Annotated in this window: 13 protein-coding genes; 10 read left to right on the forward strand and 3 right to left on the reverse strand. The window is 59.4% G+C overall.

The features are described 5' to 3' along the window. The 10 genes from Q0X21_RS08905 to Q0X21_RS08950 form a co-directional block, all read left to right on the forward strand. The coding region (locus Q0X21_RS08905; protein ID WP_297851541.1) for an alpha-glucosidase C-terminal domain-containing protein at positions 1-522 on the forward strand (522 nt) is incomplete at its 5' end. 17 nt (positions 523-539) lie between these two features. After that, complete coding sequence (locus tag Q0X21_RS08910) at positions 540-1601, forward strand: phosphotransferase (protein WP_297851542.1); 1062 nt, start codon at positions 540-542, stop codon at positions 1599-1601. A gap of 125 nt (positions 1602-1726) precedes the next feature. Beyond that, positions 1727-3127 (forward strand): branched-chain amino acid transport system II carrier protein, encoded by a 1401-nt coding sequence (gene brnQ / locus Q0X21_RS08915; RefSeq protein ID WP_297851543.1) that lies wholly within the window; start codon positions 1727-1729, stop codon positions 3125-3127. 71 nt (positions 3128-3198) lie between these two features. Next, complete coding sequence (locus tag Q0X21_RS08920) at positions 3199-4176, forward strand: LLM class flavin-dependent oxidoreductase (RefSeq protein ID WP_297851544.1); 978 nt, start codon at positions 3199-3201, stop codon at positions 4174-4176. A gap of 111 nt (positions 4177-4287) precedes the next feature. Beyond that, the gene (locus tag Q0X21_RS08925) at positions 4288-5058 is read left to right on the forward strand and encodes a GntR family transcriptional regulator (protein ID WP_297851545.1); all 771 of its coding nucleotides are present in this window, start codon (positions 4288-4290) and stop codon (positions 5056-5058) included. Between the two features lie 10 nt (positions 5059-5068). Beyond that, on the forward strand, positions 5069-6547 hold the full coding sequence (locus tag Q0X21_RS08930) for an ABC transporter substrate-binding protein (protein WP_297851546.1): 1479 nt from the start codon (positions 5069-5071) through the stop codon (positions 6545-6547). Then, positions 6544-7476 carry an ABC transporter permease gene (locus Q0X21_RS08935; RefSeq protein ID WP_297851547.1) on the forward strand — a complete coding sequence of 311 codons (933 nt, stop codon included), beginning with the start codon at positions 6544-6546 and terminating at the stop codon, positions 7474-7476. Before Q0X21_RS08930 ends, Q0X21_RS08935 begins: the two co-directional genes overlap by 4 nt. Further along, positions 7473-8261 carry an ABC transporter permease gene (locus tag Q0X21_RS08940; RefSeq protein ID WP_297851548.1) on the forward strand — a complete coding sequence of 263 codons (789 nt, stop codon included), beginning with the start codon at positions 7473-7475 and terminating at the stop codon, positions 8259-8261. The genes Q0X21_RS08935 and Q0X21_RS08940 overlap by 4 nt, the downstream gene beginning before the upstream one ends. Then, on the forward strand, positions 8258-9652 hold the full coding sequence (locus tag Q0X21_RS08945) for an ABC transporter ATP-binding protein (protein WP_297851549.1): 1395 nt from the start codon (positions 8258-8260) through the stop codon (positions 9650-9652). The genes Q0X21_RS08940 and Q0X21_RS08945 overlap by 4 nt, the downstream gene beginning before the upstream one ends. Before the next feature lie 9 nt (positions 9653-9661). After that, positions 9662-10552, forward strand: coding sequence for a ribokinase (locus Q0X21_RS08950; protein ID WP_297851550.1), 891 nt, complete (start codon positions 9662-9664; stop codon positions 10550-10552). Here the strand turns inward: Q0X21_RS08950 and Q0X21_RS08955 are convergent. The 3 genes from Q0X21_RS08955 to thpR all read right to left on the reverse strand — a co-directional run bounded on the left by Q0X21_RS08955 (position 10549) and on the right by thpR (position 13669). After that, a complete protein-coding gene (locus tag Q0X21_RS08955) occupies positions 10549-11781 on the reverse strand; it encodes an alpha/beta fold hydrolase (RefSeq protein WP_297851551.1) in 1233 nt (410 codons plus the stop codon). The genes Q0X21_RS08950 and Q0X21_RS08955 overlap by 4 nt on opposite strands. 81 nt (positions 11782-11862) lie before the next feature. Next, a complete protein-coding gene (locus Q0X21_RS08960) occupies positions 11863-13053 on the reverse strand; it encodes an ATP-binding protein (protein WP_297851552.1) in 1191 nt (396 codons plus the stop codon). Between the two features lie 70 nt (positions 13054-13123). Then, a complete protein-coding gene (gene thpR, locus Q0X21_RS08965) occupies positions 13124-13669 on the reverse strand; it encodes an RNA 2',3'-cyclic phosphodiesterase (RefSeq protein ID WP_297851553.1) in 546 nt (181 codons plus the stop codon). Between the last annotated feature and the right edge of the window lie 89 nt (positions 13670-13758).

Below are 13758 nucleotides of genomic sequence, written 5' to 3' on the forward strand. Positions count from 1 at the left end.
CCATTCCTTTATTACGGCGATGAAATCGGCATGGGCGACAATATTTGGTTGCCCGACCGCGATGGCGTGCGCACTCCCATGCAGTGGAATGCTGACCGCAATGGTGGCTTTTCCCAGGCCGACCCGGAGCGCCTCTACCTTCCTGCCATTCGCAATGACACGTATGGTTACCAGGCACTCAACGTGGAATCGCAGATGGAACGTGAGAATTCCCTGCTGCACTGGGTCCGCGAGCGTGTGCACATTCGCAAGCAATACAAGGCATTTGGCCGCGGCGACTACCAAGAGGTTGACCACAGCAACCCGCAGGTTCTCGCATTCATCCGCGAATACGACGGTGAGCGCATCCTGTGTGTCAACAACATGAGCTCCCGCCCGCAGCCGGTGGAGATGAACCTGGCGCACCTCGCCGGAGTTATTCCGCGCGAGCTGTCCGGCAATATCGACTTCCCGGCCATCGGCGAGCTGCCCTGGCTGGTCACCCTGGCGCCGCACGGTCACTTCTGGTTCGACATTTCCTAGAGAAATCGAGGCTGAGCATGGACTTGAAAAACACCCGCTTTTTCGGATCGAAATCTAAAACGATCACCAGCCAACAGGTCGTCGCAGAGGTTCCTGCCAATGATTCTTTGTGGCAGATCCTCGAGGTCAACCACGGCGAAGTGGACCACTATCAAGTCCTCAGCTCTAGCGATAGACCAGGCGGCGACGTAGACGTACTGGACACTGCTGACGGTGCCCAGACCTACCTTGAGCACCTCACCGAATTCGGCGAGGTCACCGGAGACCTGTCGGGAACTCGCGCCGTGCCACTCGGCGCGGATCAATCCAATACTTCGCTCGTTGTGGATGACGCCTGGATTTTGAAGGTCTTCCGCAAACTCGAAGAGGGTCTCAACCCTGATGTGGAGTTGCTCAGCCAGATCGCTAACTGCCCCCACGTCGCTGGTGTGCGGGGTTATCTCACCCGCAACGGCTGCACCTTGGCAATGATGCAGGAATTCATCTCCGGTGGGCGCGATGGTTTTAAGCTCGCGCTTGATCCGGGCTTGGACAATGAAGGCGATCTCGGTGCTGCAATCCGGGTCGTGCATGAGGATCTGGCTGCAGCATTCGGCACCACTGAAGTACCGGGTTCACATATCCGGGCCTCTCTGAATGCGCACCTGGATCAGATCCTGACGCAGACTGACGCTTTGGCCGAATTCGAGGGCAACCTCCGCGAGATCTACTCGCGCATTCCGGATGCACCCGTTGCGATCCAAAGGATCCACGGAGACCTGCACCTAGGCCAAACACTCTTGGCTGACAAGTGGTACCTGATCGATTTCGAGGGCGAGCCCGCCCGCCCGCTGGAACAGCGTCGTTTGCCAGATCACCCATTGCGCGATGTCGCCGGCATGGTGCGCTCCTTTGGGTATGCACATGCGATGGGTGGCCAGGCGGACGTCGACAAGCTGCTTGCTGGATATGGCGTTGAACCTGATCCGATATTGGATGCGTATATCGCGGACAAGGCTGCCTACGAGGTGGTCTATGAGGCGAATAACCGTCCCGATTGGGTTGAGATCCCACTGAGCGCGATCCGCGAACTGGTCTAATCGGCCTCCCCACGGGGTGCGTGGAATCCCCCCTTCCCAAAAATTTTCACTTAATGGGATTCCGTTCCGCACAGTGAGATGCTAGGGTTTCACCTACCATTTGTTCATTTTCCTAGGGAGGCCCCATGTCTACCGCTACCTCAAGCGGCAAGAAGTCTCAGACAGGCGCAATCGTCATTACTGCGCTTGCATTGTTCTCGATGTTCTTCGGTGCCGGCAACCTCATCTTCCCGCCCATGCTCGCTGTGGGCGCGGGTGACAACTTCTGGCCAGCAATCCTCGGCTTCCTCACCACGGGCGCCCTGCTGCCCGTGCTGGCCGTCGTCGCAATTGCCCTGTCCGGCTCCAATGTCCGCGACCTCGCGCAGCGCGCAGGCACCCTGTTCGGCATTGTCTTCCCAGTCCTCGCGTACCTGTCCATCGGTGCGTTTTACGCGCTGCCGCGTACCGGCGCCGTCTCCTTCGAGGTCGCCGTTACTCCAGTGTTCGGCTGGGACAGCACGCTGACCGCCGCGATCTTCAACATCGTCTTCTTCGGCATCGCACTGGCATTTTCCTGGAACCCGTCCCGCATCACGGACACCCTGGGCAAATTCCTCACCCCGGCGCTGGTCATCCTGCTGGTCATCATGATCGGCATGGCTATTTTCACAATGACTAACCAGCACTACACCCCGAATGAGACCTTCGCCTCCAACGCGTACCCGGCAGGCGTTCTCGAGGGTTACCTGACCATGGACTCGATTGCTGCGCTGGCATTCTCCATCGTGGTCATTTCCTCCCTGCACGCAAAGGGCTTTACTGAAGGCAAGCCGCTGGTTCGCAGCACCATCCTCGCCGGTCTTGGCGCAAGTATCCTGCTGGCACTGATCTACCTGGGTCTCGGTCTGATCGGCCGCTCGATGCCGGATGCACTGCAGTACGATTCCGGTGCTCCGCTGCTCGCTGATGCTGCCCTGCAACTGATGGGTCGCCCGGGCCAGACCGTCTTCGCACTCATCGTGGTTCTTGCTTGCTTGACCACCGCTATCGGCCTGATCACTTCTACCGCTGAGTACTTCTCTCAGCAATTCGCTGGATCCTACCGCACCTGGGCCATCATCTTCGCCGTTGCTTCGGCTGTCATGGCTACGCAGGGCCTCGACTTTGTCATCTCGATCGCTGGCCCGGTCGTCGGCTTCCTCTACCCGCCGGCAATCGCCCTGATCTTCGTCACCCTGCTCGAGCCGCTGTTCCGCTCCCGCACCCGCCTGCGTTGGGGCTTCTTCCTGCCGATCTGGGTCGCTGTTGTCTGGTCCCTGATCTCCACCTTCATCTCCCTTGGCTGGGGTGCAGATGCCCTGTCCCCGATCGTCGACTGGTCGCCGATGCAGGCTAGTGATCTGGGCTGGCTGCTGCCGACCGCCGTGGCATTCGTCATCGGCCTGGTCATCGACTTCATCAAGCCGCACGCTCCGCTGGAGATCGGCACGCAGCGCACCGTTGAGGGCGAAACACTCGCAGAAGCTGAAGCCCACAACGCTTAAGGTGGAATGACGCGGCCTTCCAAAGCGTTGCATCACGGTGAAAGCACTCACCCTGATTAGGAAGGACCACCATGACCCCGCTTTCTCTGCTGGATTTCTGCACCGTCCGAAGCGAGGAGTCCATCGGCCAGTCGATGGCCCGCTCCGTGGAATTAGCTCAAACCGCAGAGAAGCTGGGGTACGACCGCGTCTGGTACTCCGAGCACCACAACATGCCGACGATCGCTTCGTCATCGCCGGCTGTGCTCATCGCTCATATCGCCGCCAAGACCGAGAAGATTCGCCTCGGTGCTGGCGGCGTTATGCTGCCCAACCACTCCCCGTACGTCATCGCGGAACAGTACGGTACGCTCGCTGAGCTGTATCCGGACCGCATCGATCTGGGGCTGGGCCGCGCACCGGGAACAGACCAGAACACGCTTGGCCGGGCGCTGCGCCGCGATCCGCGTGCTGCCGAAAATTTCCCCAGTGATGTGCTGGAATTGCAGGCTTATCTTTCGGATAATTCCCCGATCCCGGGTGTGACTGCAGTGCCGGGGGCAGGAACTAATGTTCCGCTCTACATTCTCGGCTCCTCCATGTTTGGAGCGACGCTGGCAGCGAAATTGGGACTTCCCCATTCCTTCGCCTCTCACTTCGCGCCGACCCACCTCCAAGAGGCGACGACGTATTACCGGGAGAATTTCCAGCCCTCGGCCGTCTGCCCCGAGCCATATGTCATCGCAGCGGTCAACGTGACTGCAGCAGATGATGCAAATGATGCTGCACGCCAGACCGAGCTGGTGCGACGCCAGCGGGTCAAGGCTTTCCTGGGCCGGCAGGGGCGCACGATCAGCGAGGACCAGCTGGACGCAATCATGAACTCCCCTCAGGGCCAGCAGATCGTGGGCATGCTCCGCTACACCGCGCAAGGTACTGGCGAACAGGTTGTTGAATACCTCGAAGGCTTCGCTGAGCACGCCAAGGCAGATGAGCTGATGATTTCGTTCCAGGCCCCGACCCATGAGGAGTCACTGCGTTCGATGGAGATCCTCGCGAAATCCATTTAAAACATTACGTGAAAATTAATGAATAAATTGCCATGTATCCTGCGCAGATAATTCGGTAATTACATTTAATCTCGGTTAAACTTTGAAAGTATTTTTGTTTAATCGAGGTGAATGACCATTCCACGCCCACGACCGTCGCAGCAGCACGAGGAAATCGCCGAATATCTGCGCGCGCTGATTGAAAGCGGAAAACTCCAGCCAGGCGCCCCTTTGCCGAGCGAAGCGGAACTGTGCAAAACATTCGACACGTCCCGTGGTCCCGTACGACAAGCGGTCGCAACACTACGCAACGACGGATTAATCTCCTCAGGTCGTGGGCGTCGCTCACTCGTCCTCGAAGCACCGAAAACGAATTCTTTCGATGCGCTGATTTCAGCAACATCCCTCATCAACGAGGCCCACTTCATTGCGGGTGGAGAGATTCTTCGGGTCGCGCGCGAACAAGCATCGCCGTCCATCGCTGAAGCGCTGAACCTCGCCCCCAACGATCCGATCGTGGAGATCGTCCGGCTCCGCACCGCGAACAAAGTCCCAGTGCTGATTGAAAGGCTCGTCTTTCCATTCAATATCGGCAAAGACTTCCTCGACCTCACGCCCGATAGCGAGTCCATCCATAAACAATTGCTGGAGGATGGGGTCACGATCGATAATGCCGTGCGCTCCGCAATCATTTGCAAAGCCACGGCTGAGCAGGCAGAACTGCTCGAAATTGCCGAGGGCGATCCGGTGTGGAAACTCGACATGCGCGCATCCACCTTCCAAGGCGAACACGTTGAATACGCCGAGAACGTCTACCGCGCCGATATGGTCAAGGTCGAAGTTAGCAGCGTACGTGGCGCTTCCATCCCTTTGAGGTTTGAGATCACCGGAGCGCAAGAATAATCTTTTTCCCATGAGAGCACTCGGTGCCGTGGTGGCGGTACTTTCCGTCGGATTCCTGTCCGCATGCTCCGCTGGCAGCACCGCATCAAACGTGGGCCGTATCGAGCCCGACAGCGTCGTCGTGGGCACCACCTCAGCCCCAGCATCGCTCGATTTCACCACCACCGGCGGCGCCGCGATCCCGCAGGCGCTCATGCACAACGTGTACGAAACGCTCGTGCTTATCGACGACACAGGCCAGCCTCAACCCCTTCTCGCCGAGAGCTGGGGTATCAGCGATGACCGCACTGAATACACCTTTCATTTGAAGGACGATGTGTGGTTCTCCAATGGCGAGAAATTCAGTGCTGAGACCGCTGCTTTTTCCATCAATTACGTCCGTGAGAAATGGACGAATGGTCTGGCCAAGCAAATGGCGCCGGTCAAAAACGTGGAAGTCCTGGATCCCTTGACGTTGAAGGTGCAGTTGACGGCACCGTCGAATAGCTGGCTGTGGTCGATGGGCACACTGACGGGCGCGATGATGGCACCCGGCGGTGTGGATCAGCTCGCTACTCATCCGGTCGGTACCGGCCCGTACGTGGTGGACCAATTCGCACTCGGTGAATCCATTTCCTTCAACGCACGTGATGACTACTGGGGCACGCCCGCCCAGCAAGATGCCGCGATCCGGTACTTCGCTGATGCCGTGTCCTCGGTGAATGCTTTGCGCGTCGGCGATGTGGATGTGCTGTGGGGCCTGCAAGCACCGGAAATGCTGCAGAATCTCCCAGAGAAATTCGGTGTGGAAGTAGGCACCACCAATGGCGAGGTGCTGCTGAGCATGAATAACAACGCCGCCCCCTTCGACGACCCGGATGTGCGACGTGCTGTGGCCTATGCGATTGACCGGCACGCGCTGAACGACGTGGTGTGGTCCGGCATGGCCACCGACACTGGCGGAGCCCCCACCGCACCGAGCGATCCGTGGTTCAACGAGAAAGACTATTTCCCCCACGACCCCAAAAAGGCACGCGAGCTTTTGAACGGCCGTTCGCCGGAGGTTGAGATCACCGTCCCTTCACTGCCATACACGCAAGATGCCGCGGAGCTGATCTATTCGCAGTTGAAGGAAGTCGGCTTCAACGTGAAACTCAAAACCGTCGAATTTCCAGCGGTGTGGCTCAACCAGGTGCTCCAGCAGGCGGACTACCAGTCCTCACTTGTCGCCCACGTGGAGCCGCGCGATATGCCGCAGCTTTTCTCCCCGGACTATTACCTCGGTTTCGATGATCCTGCGGTGACCGAAGACTTCGCACGCGCTGATGCCGGGACCGTCGCGGAGCAAACGAAATACATGAATGCCGCGGTGGACAAGATCATGGCAGATGCCGGTGCTCTGACACTGGCTAACCTACCGAATATCGTCGTCACGGCCCCGGGCGTGACTGGAGTGGACCCGAATGTAGTCACTGACGGACTCGCCTTGGCGGAGGTGACCAAGCAATGAAGGCTCTCGGACGTTTCGTGGCCATGCTGCTCGCCGCGAGCGTGATCATCTTCCTGCTGCTTCGTGCAGTGCCCGGCGACCCGGCACGAATTGCGCTGGGTGTGACCGCGACTGATGAGGACGTGGCTAAGCTCGCCCACCAACTGGGCACCGATAAGCCGCTCGTGCAGCAGTACCTCGACTGGGTCGGCGGAATGCTCACGGGCAATTTCGGAACTTCACTGACCAGTAAGCAAGACATCACTCCCCTGGTGATCGACCGCATGCAGGTCTCATTGATCCTGACGGTCAGTGCCATGGTGCTGTCCATGGTGATCGCGGTGCCTTTGGGTACGTACCTCGTGCGCCGTCGCGGAAAACTGGATACGGCGATCGTGTCCGCATTGACGCAGGTCGGCATCGCGGTGCCGAGCTTCCTGGTGGGCATTTTGACGGTCGCGGTCTTCTCCGTGTGGCTCGGCTGGTTGCCTGCGAATGGTTGGGTGCCGCCGAATGCTGGCTTCCGTGACTTCCTCGCCCACCTGGTACTGCCGGTCGTGGCATTGAGTTTGGTGCAGGCAGCCATTCTGACGCGCTATGTGCGCAGCGCGGTCAACGAGGAGCTGGATAAGGATTATGTGCGCACGGCCCGCGCGGTCGGCCTCTCCACGCGCCAGGCGCTCTACCGCCACGCGCTGCGCAATGCATTCCTCCCTGTGCTTACCGTCACCGGTCTGCAATTGACCACACTCATCGTTGGTGCCGTCGTCATCGAGCGGGTGTTCACGCTTCCGGGCCTGGGCAGCATGCTTCTCGACGCAGTAGCCACCCGCGACCTCACCACTGTGCAGACCCTGATGATGCTGCTCGTTGTTTTCACCTTGGCTGTCACATTGGTGGTGGATCTGCTGTACCGCTTCATTGATCCGCGTCTGAGGAGGCAGGCATGAGAAAAATCATCGGCCTGATTCTCGTCGGCCTCGCAGTGCTCGCTGCTGTGCTCGCTTTGGTGTGGACCCCGTTTGATCCCGTCCACGCGGTGCCAGCCGAGCGACTTCAAGGTTCGAACCTGACACACTTGATGGGTACTGACCAATACGGTCGCGATGTGTTGAGTCGCGTGATGGATGGGGCACGCACCACGCTCACCGTTGCACTGGCATCGGTGGCTCTTTCCGCTCTGCTCGGTGTGCCCCTTGGCATTTGGGCTGGCATGCGACGTGGTTGGGTTGAACAGCTGATCATGCGGGCTAATGACCTCGTGCTGGCTTTCCCCGCGCTGCTTCTGGCCATTGTGTTCACTGCAGTTTTCGGTGGCTCGATGTGGATCGTGGTTCTGGCCATCGGCATCGCTGGCATTCCGGGCTTCGCGCGTGTGTCCCGCGTGGGCACTTTGCAGGTGATGGCGCAGGACTATGTGCTTTCCGCACGGATTTCCAAGGTGCCTGGAGTTTTGATCGCGTGGCGCCACGTCTTGCCGAATATCACCTCGACGTTGGCGGTGCAGGTCTCTGTCGCTCTCGCCTTGGCGATCTTGGCGGAGGCAGGCTTGTCCTTCCTTGGTCTAGGCACACCAGCACCGTATGCATCCTGGGGTCGGATGCTGCAGGCTTCGCAGGCCTACCTTGCTACTGCCCCGCACCTGGCATTGTGGCCGGGCTTGGCCATTGCTGGGACGGTCCTGGGCTTCAATTTGCTCGGCGATGCCGTCGCCGACAGGAGGTCTTCCAAATGACACTCGTGCACATTGATGGCCTGACCATCGACGGAATCTTGAACCAGATCAGCCTGGATATCCAGCCCGGTGAACGAGTCGGGCTGATCGGTGAATCAGGCTCCGGGAAATCGATGACGGCGCTGACCATCATGGGGCTTCTCGACGACCGCCTCACCCCCCACGGCACCGTCACCCTCTCCGGCGTGGACATGCTCAGCTCTTCACCACGCGTGAAGCGCAAACTACGTGGCTCGACGGCTGCGATGATCTTTCAGGAACCGATGACTGCGCTCGACCCGCTAATGACAGTGGAACGCCAAGTCGGCGAAGCATGCTCGCTAACCAAAGCCCGCGAACTGCTCAAAGAGGTCGGAGTGGAGCGCACGTCGGCTTACCCGCACGAGCTTTCCGGTGGGCAGCGCCAGCGCGTGCTCATCGCACTGGCACTCGCGGGCGACCCAGACCTGTTGATCTGCGATGAGCCGACAACCGCGCTCGATGTTGAGGTGCAGCAGCAGATTCTCAACCTGCTCGATTCGCTGGTGACCGAGCGTGGAATGGCCTTGCTGTTCATCACCCACGACCTTGGTGTGATCCGGAAGATGACCGATCGCATCATCGTTCTCAAAGACGGCCAGATCGTGGACCCAGACGCTGACCTCGATGCCCCGCAGGTGGACTACACCGCACAGCTCATCGCAGCATCGCGTCCCGGCGCGCCAGCGGTACCCCGTGAGCTTGGCGAACCCATCATCGAATTGCGCGATGTCTCATGGCAGCGCGGCGACACATTGGCGCTGGACAACATAAATCTGTCCGTGCAACGCGGTGAGCGGATCGGCATCGTCGGCGGCTCAGGGTCGGGCAAAACATCGCTCCTGCGGGTCATTTCCGGGCTGAACCAGCCAGATTCCGGCACGGTCAGCGTCGACGGCGGTTTGCAAATGGTCTTCCAGGACCCGTATTCATCGCTCAATCCACGGCGCACGGTGCGCGATTCCATCAAGGAAGCAGGCGCCACCACCTCCCGCGCGAACGAGGTGCTTGCCCAAGTCGGGCTCGAGGGTGTTGGCGACAGGCTCCCCCACCAATTCTCCGGCGGTCAGCGCCAACGCATTTCCATCGCGCGCGCAGCTGCCCCGCACCCGGAGATCCTCATCGCCGACGAACCAGTCTCCGCGCTCGACGTCTCCGTGCGCGCGCAAGTGCTCGAGCTTATCGACGACCTTGTCACCCACGACAACCTCACCCTCATCTTCGTCTCCCATGACCTTTCCGTCGTGCGCCAGGTGTGCCCGACGATCGCAGTGCTCTACCGTGGCCAGATCGTCGAGACGGGCCCCACCGAGGAGGTTTGGGCGAATCCGCAGCACGAGTACACGAAGAAATTGCTTGCTGCGATTCCGTAGGGTGAAGACATGGCATCACCAAGCATCGTCGTGGTCGGCTCCATCAACGCTGACCTGACCGTCAACCTCGAGCGACACCCGCTGCCGGGTGAAACACTGCTGGGCACCGGCGGTGGCATCACCCCAGGCGGCAAGGGCGCGAACCAAGCAGTCGCCGCAGCACGCTTGGGCAGTTCCGTCGCACTCGTGGGAGCAACAGGCAACGACGCACACGCGGAAGCAGCCACGCAATTGCTTATCGACGCCGGCGTCGACCTCTCCTCCGTCACCCACACTCCCTCCCCCACTGGCTTAGCCGTCATCACCGTCGCGGCAGATGGAGAGAACACCGTCATGGTGGTGCCGGGGGCGAATGGTGATGTGGGGGCGGGTGTCGTCGATAAGCATGCTGATTTGATTGGCAGCGCGGAACTTGTCTTGCTGCAAGGCGAAATTCCTGCTGATGGGTTTGCGCGCGCTGTTGAGCTAGCTCGCGGGCGGGTCGTGGTCAACCTCGCCCCCGTCATTGATGTCGACCGTGATGCGCTGCGCAAGGCCAATCCTTTGGTGGTCAACGAGCACGAGGCCGAGCTGATCCTTGGGCACAAGGCCGCGCCGGAAGAATGCGTCATCGAATTACTGCGAGAATTCCCGTCTGTCGTCATGACATTGGGGCCAGTCGGCGCAGTCGTCGGCGACGCCAACGGAATCGTACAAATCCCGTCTCCCCTGGTCACCGCCGTCGATTCAGTCGGTGCCGGCGATGCTTTCACCGGCGCACTATGTCACCGCCTCATCGAAGGCGACGACCTGACAGACGCCGCGCGCTTCGCTGCACGCGTCGGCGCATTCGCCGTCACGCGCCCTGGCGCACAGCCGTCTTACCCGTTTGCGGACGACGAGCTACCGAGCATTTCTTAACGCGCCTCGAACACCGCACGGAAGAGCTCCCCGCCGTGGTTGTAGATCGCATCGTGGTCCCACTCCGGGTGCGTCCAGACTGTCATGTTGCCGATCTTCGCCGCTGTCTCCTTCGCGATGTCGATCGGCACGAACATGTCACGGTCATACAACGCGACCGTGGCAGGAACCTCGTTCTTCGCCAGCTGCTCCACGTCATAGATCGGCGACCAGTCCGACATCACCGCCATTTCTTCGACGACCTCCTTGAACGGCACCAATGCCGGGTCCTCCTCAAAAAGGTGGCGGAAGAAGTGGTTGCCCAGCAGGTAGTACGGCTCAGCGCCGTTGGGGTCGGCCTCCAGCCGCGATTTACCTACGCGCTCTGCCGACCAGTTCGTTCCTTCCTTACCGCCGAGCAGCGTTTCATGGATGACCGCCCACAGCGGGTTCGGCTCCGTACTGATCAGGCTATTCACTCCGGCGAGGAAGTCCTTCCGCAGTCGCTTTTCGTGCGTATAAAACGGTGACTCGAGCAGATTCGCCAACATGGTGAAACCGAATTCAGCACCCAACGCCACACCGATGAAACGGAAACGGTTAGCCGACAGTCGCTCCCCGGTGGGCAAGAATTCCTCGACCTCATTCAGGTGTGCACAGACAGCCCGCACATTTTCTTCCGCGAATGGGACGGCGTCGTAGAACTCCTGGCAGCGCTCGTCGAGAAGCCGCATAGTGACCTCGTTGTACTCATCCGCACTCCACCCGATATGCGGCAGCGCACCGGTGAGAAATGCTCGCCCCATCCCCTCCGGCGCATAAGACATGTAACTGCCCGTGCAGAGCGCACCGAAGGAATTACCCAGCACATCCCACTTCTCAAAACCGAGGTGACGGCGCATGTCCTCCGCATCCGCCACCACGTCCGGACAGCGCAGCTTAGACAGGATCTCAGGACGAATCAGCTCGGGCGTTCCCTTGTCGATCTTGCCGGAGCGGCCGGTGCCGCGTTCGTCCAGGAGAAAGACCCGGTAATGCTTCAATGCCTCCGGAATCCACCCCTGCATCAAGCGCGGCGCCGGATTGCCCGGCCCGCCTTGCAAGAAAAGGAGCGGCGGCAGACTCTCGTCCGTGTACAGCTCGCGTGCGAAAAGCGTGAAGCTTCCCAGCTCTGGCTTCGAGCGATCCCACGGGACTTCTACTTCGTGCTCTCGAGTGGACGCGTTCGGAGGAATGATCGTAGAAAACACGCCTCGAGTATATCTACGCGATATTCAACTCTTTGACGTGCCGAATGGAGGACACTTCATAAGGCAACGATCCGACTCCAACTAATCCAGAGACGCGCCCGAGAGAAATTCAAATGCGTCTATCCACCTGACACTGCCCGTCTCCGGCGGAATTCGGTCAGCGGTGATGAGGTAGCCGTTTCCGTTCAATGGCCGGAGCTCACGCTCGAGGGTCGACGAGTCTTCGGTTGAGAATGCAACCTGGATATTCTTCGTGTCACTCCCGCGCGTGGCCACGAAATCGATTTCAGCATTGCGCAAATGCCCCGTCGCCACCTTGTAGCGGCGTCTGCGCAGTTCGAGATAGACCATGTTTTCCAAGTCGTGGCCACGGTTGACATCCCGCGAACCGAGCAAAGCGGTGCGCAGACCCGGGTCCACGAAATAGTATTTTCCGTTCGTCTTCAACCACTGTTTTCCCTGTGTATCGAACCGAGGGCAACGGTAAATGAGGTGAGCGTCTTCCATCAATGCGAGATATCGGTCGACTGATTCGGGTGAAGAAGAATAGCCCTGACTCTTCAGGTGGTTACTGATCCGGTTCGTTGAAAGCGGTGACCCTGTGTTGTCGAAAATGAATCGCGCGACTCGAAGGAATACTTCAGTGTCACGGATCTGGCCGCGAGTAGCGATGTCACGAGTGAAAATCGAGTCGAAAAGACCCGAATTGATCTGGTCCGTGATGTCCGGATCCCGAGCAAGAACTGCAGCAGGAAAACCGCCGATTCTCATCCACTCACGGTAGGACTTTTCGATGCTCTCAGTGTCTTGTCTAAACCTCCGGAACTCAGCGAGCGAGAGCGGCAACATGTGGAGCTCGATATATCTGCCAGCGAGATAGGTCAGGGACTCTCCCGAAAACATCGTGGCATTCGACCCAGTGACGCAGATTTCCATCCCGGGGTTCACGCGCAACGAATTAATCACTCGTGACCAATCATCCAATTCTTGGACTTCGTCGACATGTAAAAACTTCACTCCATGAGACTTGTTTTGGTCGAGCACATAGGCAAGAAAATTCTGCGGATTCCGCAGTCTGTCATTGGCAGCATCTTCGAAATTGATGGTGAGAATCTCTTGAGGGCCCACGCCCCCTCGCACCAGGTCTTCACGGTAGAGCTCGAGCAAGGTGCTCTTCCCACACCGGCGGACTCCCGTGATAATGCGCACGAGATCGCGGTCGGTGACGCGGCGTAGGAAATCGAGGTAATTGTCTCGCGGAAAAGCTCTCATATTTTTCAGGTATACCTGAAAAACTTGCAGAAGTGGAAAGTTTTCAAGGTATACCTGAAAAACTTGCAAGCTAGCGGAGTCGGTAGCGTTCGAGGATCTCGTAGCGGGAGCCGCCGCTGCGGCCTTGTCCAAGGTGAGATTGGACGAGGCAGATCTCATCGGCAGTGAAGTCGGGGCCGCGGTACACGGACAGGGCCCGGACCATATCGGGTACGGCGTACGGGTCGCGGGAACGGCGGCCGGTGCGACCAATGGTGAGGTGTGCGCGCTGGCGGGGGCGGACCTCCAAGGTGGGGTCGGCGCTTTCCGCCATCAGAGTTTTGAGAGTGTCCGTATCCCCGCCGACACCGGCCCACAGGGTGCGGCTGTCAAAGGCGCCAGCGCCGGAGAGGTAGAGCTGAAGTGGCGGATGGAACGCAGAGATCTGGGCAAGGTGGGCGCGGATCGTTGAGGCATCGTTCGGCTGATCGCCGTAGAAGGCCAAGGTGAGGTGCCAATTATCAGGGTCGGTCCAGCGGATCTCCTGGCGGGAGAAATCCCGAATCGGACGCAGTGCTGCAACGAGGTGTTCTTTCGCCTCATCAGACGGGAAGAGCGCTGCGAAGACCCGGATCATTATTCCTCGTCGGTGGACAGCGCTGCCACGAATGCTTCCTGCGGCACCGTGACGGAACCGATGGACTTCATGCGCTTCTTACCGGCTTT

Source organism: uncultured Corynebacterium sp., from assembly GCF_947253065.1.
Lineage (GTDB): Bacteria > Actinomycetota > Actinomycetes > Mycobacteriales > Mycobacteriaceae > Corynebacterium.

Excerpts from the sequence above, each read along its gene's own strand:
- Q0X21_RS08940 (WP_297851548.1), top strand. The coding sequence starts at position 7,473 with ATGAGAAAAATCATCGGCCTGATTCTCGTCGGCCTCGCAGTGCTCGCT.
- Q0X21_RS08945 (WP_297851549.1), top strand. The coding sequence starts at position 8,258 with ATGACACTCGTGCACATTGATGGCCTGACCATCGACGGAATCTTGAAC.
- thpR (WP_297851553.1), bottom strand. The coding sequence starts at position 13,669 with ATGATCCGGGTCTTCGCAGCGCTCTTCCCGTCTGATGAGGCGAAAGAA.
- Q0X21_RS08925 (WP_297851545.1), top strand. The coding sequence starts at position 4,288 with ATGACCATTCCACGCCCACGACCGTCGCAGCAGCACGAGGAAATCGCC.
- brnQ (WP_297851543.1), top strand. The coding sequence starts at position 1,727 with ATGTCTACCGCTACCTCAAGCGGCAAGAAGTCTCAGACAGGCGCAATC.
- Q0X21_RS08910 (WP_297851542.1), top strand. The coding sequence starts at position 540 with ATGGACTTGAAAAACACCCGCTTTTTCGGATCGAAATCTAAAACGATC.
- Q0X21_RS08930 (WP_297851546.1), top strand. The coding sequence starts at position 5,069 with ATGAGAGCACTCGGTGCCGTGGTGGCGGTACTTTCCGTCGGATTCCTG.
- Q0X21_RS08960 (WP_297851552.1), bottom strand. The coding sequence starts at position 13,053 with ATGAGAGCTTTTCCGCGAGACAATTACCTCGATTTCCTACGCCGCGTC.
- Q0X21_RS08950 (WP_297851550.1), top strand. The coding sequence starts at position 9,662 with ATGGCATCACCAAGCATCGTCGTGGTCGGCTCCATCAACGCTGACCTG.
- Q0X21_RS08935 (WP_297851547.1), top strand. The coding sequence starts at position 6,544 with ATGAAGGCTCTCGGACGTTTCGTGGCCATGCTGCTCGCCGCGAGCGTG.
- Q0X21_RS08920 (WP_297851544.1), top strand. The coding sequence starts at position 3,199 with ATGACCCCGCTTTCTCTGCTGGATTTCTGCACCGTCCGAAGCGAGGAG.